This window comes from Streptomyces phaeochromogenes (assembly GCF_001418655.1).
GTDB classification, from domain to species: domain Bacteria; phylum Actinomycetota; class Actinomycetes; order Streptomycetales; family Streptomycetaceae; genus Streptomyces; species Streptomyces phaeochromogenes.
Map to the genome: position 1 here is coordinate 1 of NZ_LIQZ01000219.1, position 4,057 is coordinate 4,057.

A 4,057-nucleotide genomic window follows, 5' to 3' on the forward strand; every position below is an offset into this window, starting at 1 on the left:
GCCGTCCGGGGTGGGCGGGCCGAGGTGCAGCGGGCGGCGGGCGACGGGCGGCTGCGGAGCGGGCGAGGACATCCGGACGGCGCTGAGGTCGACCGAGCCGCTGTCGCGGCCCGCCGTCTCGTGCGGTCCCGGCTCGTGGACGGTCTCGACGACCGGCGCCGGGACCGGCGGGGCCACTTCGTTGCCCCACGCGCCCTGGGCGCCCGGCAGCAGCAACAGGTCTTCGCCTTCGGCGGTGCTGTCGGAGAGGTAGGTGTACGCGCCGGGGGCGGGGACGCCCGGCTGCTCCACCATGCCTTGGTTCTCCGGCAGCCCCTCGCCCGGGACCTGGCCGGTGTCGGTCATGCGTACCCCTCGCCCATCGGTTAGTGCTCCAACGACCTGCTCGTCCGGAGCGGCGCACCGACCGCCCGCAATGAAGTAACGAGCATGCGTGCCGGGCGGCACGAACGACCGGTCGACAAAGCCATTAACAGGCATTGTCGCGGTCGGCCCGCCACCGCGACAGGGTGATCCGCCACGGCCCGCTGTGGACTGCGCCACGTTGCGCGTCCTCCGGTTTTCCGCCGTACCACACGCATCCCAAAACAGGTGCGTTTTCCGGACATTGACCGGCGAAATACCGGACAAGCCGAGCGCAGTGCAACGATCGGCCAGCCTACCGCGCGCGGTACGACAACCGGATCACAGGGCGCGGTCGGGCAGGAGCCCGGTGAGCAGGAACGCGACGCTCCGCTCCTTCTCCGTCCAGGCCCGGGTGTCCAGCTCGACGGACTGCAGAAGGGCGCACTCGACCTGGTAGCCGTGCTCCGTCAGGTCCCTGCCGACGAGTTCGGCGGCGTCGCGTGTCGCGGCGTGCGTGACGATCCGCTGCGGGCGCCGGTCGGCGACGGCGGAGACCACGGCGGCGCCGCCGCCCCCGACGCGTACGACGTCCGGTTCGGGCAGGTTCTCCAGGATGTGGGGCGCGGTGCCGTGGGTGATCTGCAGCTGGACGCCGAAGCGGCGGGCGGTGGCCATGGTGCGGGCGCAGGCGTTCGGGTCGCGGTCGACGGCGATGACGGCGGCGCCGCAGCGGGCGGCCTCCGTGGCGAAGGCGCCGCTGCCGGAGCCGATGTCCCACACGAGGTCGCCGACGCGCGGTCCCAGGCGGGCGAGTTGGGCCGCCCGCAGCACCTCGGTCTCGCCCTCGCCGAGATCGCCGCCGTACACCTCGTCGGGCAGGGCCCAGCCGCGCGGTCCGGTTCCCGGGTCGCGTCCGGCGATCCAGCTGCCGCCCTCGGAGGCGGCGACGGGCCCGCCCATGACGATGACGATGTTCGGGTCGCGCCAGGTGTGGTCGGCGACCTTGTCGGAGGTCAGGATCGTGACGCGTTCGCGCGCGGTGCCCAGTTCCTCGCAGATGACGAAGGTGCGGTGGACGCCTTCGAGGAGCAGGCCCAGCTCGGCGGGGCCGGCTCCGGGCGAGGTGAAGACGGCGACCTTGGTGTGGGCGCGGCACACATTCACCGCGCGTCGCAGGGTGCGCCGGTGTGCGACGACCACCTGTGCGTCGTCCCAGGGCATACCGGCACGGGCGAAGGCGGCGGCCACGGACGACACCGCGGGGACGACTTCGACCTCCAGGCCGAACTCGGGGGCGCGCAGGGTGCGTACGACTCCGAAGAAGCCCGGGTCGCCGTCGGCGAGGACGACGGCCGTGCCCCGGTGGGCGGCGATGCGGCGGGCGGCGAGGGCGACGCTGCCGAGCCGGATGCGCTCGGCACCCGCGGGGACCTCGGGGAGGCCCAGATGATGGCCCGCGCCCGCCACGAGCGTGGCGGCGCCGAGAGCCGAGCGCGCCGCGTCGGTCAGCGGCGAGCCGTCCCAGCCGATCACCGTGACCCGGTCGGCCATCGTCGTCAGTCTCCTGGAGTCTTCGCAGGTCTCGGATGGGCATGCGGCCGCCAGGCAGGCATGCGGAGCCCCGTGAGCGTACCCCGGGACTTCCGGGCGTGGGGGCGCGGGTCCACGGCCGTTCTCCGCGCCGGTCCCCTCCGACTACGACGTCGGTTGCGGTCCGCCCACGACGTCAGTTCCAGTCGGAGTACGAGGTGAAGCCGCCGGTGTCGGCGAGCTGCTCGGCGATGCCCTCGATGTCCTCGGGAAGCAGGCCCCAGACGATGAAGTCGGTGCGCAGGGCGACCCAGCTCCCGTCCTCGGTACGGGTGCGCGCTATACAGGCGTTGCGCAGGACGCCCTCGCTGATGCAGCCGATCTTCTGCGCGACCTGCTGCGAGGCGGTGTTGTCCGCGGCGGTGCGCAGCTCCAGGCGCTCGAACTTCTGGTCGCCGAAGAGCCATTGGGCGGTGGCGAGAGCCGCCTCGGACGCGTATCCCTCGCCGCGCGCCCAGGGGGCGACGATGTAGGACAGCTCCGTGGAGCGGACATGCCAATTCGTTTTGCCCAACTGGACGATGCCGACCAGTCGTTGGGTGAGGAACTCGGTGACGGCGAGGTCGAGCCCGCGGCCGGAGGTGCGCTCACCCGGCGCGTACCGGTTGACCCAGGAGCGGGCGGCGTCCTCGTTGAACGGCTGCGGAACGGAGGTCCAGGCCACGACCTGCTCGTCGTTCATCATCTCCGTGAGGGCCGGAACGTCCTCGTCCTCAAGAGGGCGCAGCACCAACCGCTCCGTGCTGAGGGAGATGTCGGGGAAGGTGTTAGTCATGCGCCGCTCCGTAACCATCAGGGACCGTCGGGCCTGCTGAACTGCCCAGCATGCAGCATGAAAGCACCGAACTGCACCACGGGGCCGAGTCGTTGTCGACGAATCGACCCCGTGAGTGCGAGCGGAACGGCGTCAGCCGGAGGTGACCGGCAGGACCGACCCCTGGTACTTGTCCTTGATGAACTTCGTCACCTCTGGAGAGGTCAGGAGTTTCGCGAGCTTCTCGACCCGGGGGTCGTCCTCGTTGCCCTTCTTGACGGCGAGGAGGTTCGCGTACGGGTTGTTCTTCACGGACTCAAGGAGGATGGCGTCCTCGGCGGGGCTGAGGCCGGCGTCCTGGGCGTAGTTGTTGTTGATGACCGCGGCGGCCACGTCGTCGAGGGAACGCGGCAGTTGGGCCGGCTCCAGCTCCTTGAACTTGAGGTTCTTCGGGTTCTTGACGATGTCCCCCGGGGACGCGGTCGTGCCGGCGCCGTCCTTGAGCGTGATGACGCCCTCGGAGGCCAGGAGCTGAAGGGCGCGGCCCTCGTTGGTGATGTCGTTCGGCACCGCGACGGTGACTCCGTCGGCCAGCTCCGAGACGTCCTGGACCTTCTTCGAGTACACGCCCATGGGCGGCAGGTACGCCTTCACGACCGGGACCAGCTCGGTGCCCTTGGACTTGTTGAAGTCGTCCAGGTAGGGCTCGTTCTGGTACAGGTTCGCGTCGAGCGAGCCCTCCTGGAGCGCGGTGTTCGGCAGGACGTAGTCCGTGAACTCCTTGATCTCCAGATCGAGTCCGTTCTTCGCGGCGAGGTCCTTCTTGATGTACGAGAGGACCTCGCCGGCCGGGACCGCGGTGGCGCCGACGACGAGGGCGCCGTCGGAACCGCCGCCGCCCGAGCCGGACTCGGAGCCACAGGCGGTGAGCCCGAGTCCCAGGGCAAGTACGGCCGCGGCGGCGGGAATTACGGGCTTAGGCATCTGTGGTCGTCCTCGATCCTTGGAAGTGGGCTCAGAACGACGCGACGACGGAGCCGGCGTACTTGTCCGCGATGAACTTCTTGACCTCGGGGGAGGTCAGGAGCTTGGCGAGCTTCTTGACGCGCGGGTCGTCCTCGTTGCCCTTCTTTACGGCGAGGAAGTTGCCGTACGGGTTGTCCTTGGCGGACTCCAGGACGAGGGCGTCCTCGGAGGGCTTGAGGTCGGACTCGATGGCGTAGTTGCCGTTGATCACCGCGGCGTCGACGTCGTCCAGGGAGCGCGGGGTCTGGGCCGCCTCCAGCTCCTTGAACTTGAGGTTCTTCGGGTTCTTCGCGATGTCCTTGGGGGTCGCGTCGTTGCCCGCGCCGTCCTTGAGCGTGATGA

At 70.1% G+C, this 4,057-nt stretch carries 5 protein-coding genes; all 5 read right to left on the reverse strand.

Going from position 1 to position 4,057, the window contains the following annotated elements; genetic code table 11:
- On the reverse strand, window positions 1-345 hold a 345-nt coding region (locus AOK17_RS27955; protein WP_157881410.1), incomplete at its 3' end, for a hypothetical protein.
- A gap of 339 nt (window positions 346-684) precedes the next feature.
- Window positions 685-1,896 carry a precorrin-6y C5,15-methyltransferase (decarboxylating) subunit CbiE gene (cbiE, locus tag AOK17_RS27960; protein WP_055615334.1) on the reverse strand — a complete coding sequence of 404 codons (1,212 nt, stop codon included), beginning with the start codon at window positions 1,894-1,896 and terminating at the stop codon, window positions 685-687.
- A 175-nt stretch (window positions 1,897-2,071) separates the two neighbouring features.
- Window positions 2,072-2,710, reverse strand: coding sequence for a GNAT family N-acetyltransferase (locus tag AOK17_RS27965; RefSeq protein WP_055615335.1), 639 nt, complete (start codon window positions 2,708-2,710; stop codon window positions 2,072-2,074).
- A 132-nt stretch (window positions 2,711-2,842) separates the two neighbouring features.
- Complete coding sequence (locus AOK17_RS27970; protein ID WP_055615336.1) at window positions 2,843-3,673, reverse strand: MetQ/NlpA family ABC transporter substrate-binding protein; 831 nt, start codon at window positions 3,671-3,673, stop codon at window positions 2,843-2,845.
- Window positions 3,674-3,704: 31 nt separating this feature from the next.
- Window positions 3,705-4,057: MetQ/NlpA family ABC transporter substrate-binding protein (locus AOK17_RS27975; protein ID WP_245697407.1), on the reverse strand; the 353-nt coding region annotated here is incomplete at its 5' end.

What these genes read in the sequence shown, in the direction of transcription:
- AOK17_RS27965 (WP_055615335.1), bottom strand. Translation starts at nt 2,710, where the DNA reads ATGACTAACACCTTCCCCGACATCTCCCTCAGCACGGAGCGGTTGGTG.
- AOK17_RS27970 (WP_055615336.1), bottom strand. Translation starts at nt 3,673, where the DNA reads ATGCCTAAGCCCGTAATTCCCGCCGCCGCGGCCGTACTTGCCCTGGGA.
- cbiE (WP_055615334.1), bottom strand. Translation starts at nt 1,896, where the DNA reads ATGGCCGACCGGGTCACGGTGATCGGCTGGGACGGCTCGCCGCTGACC.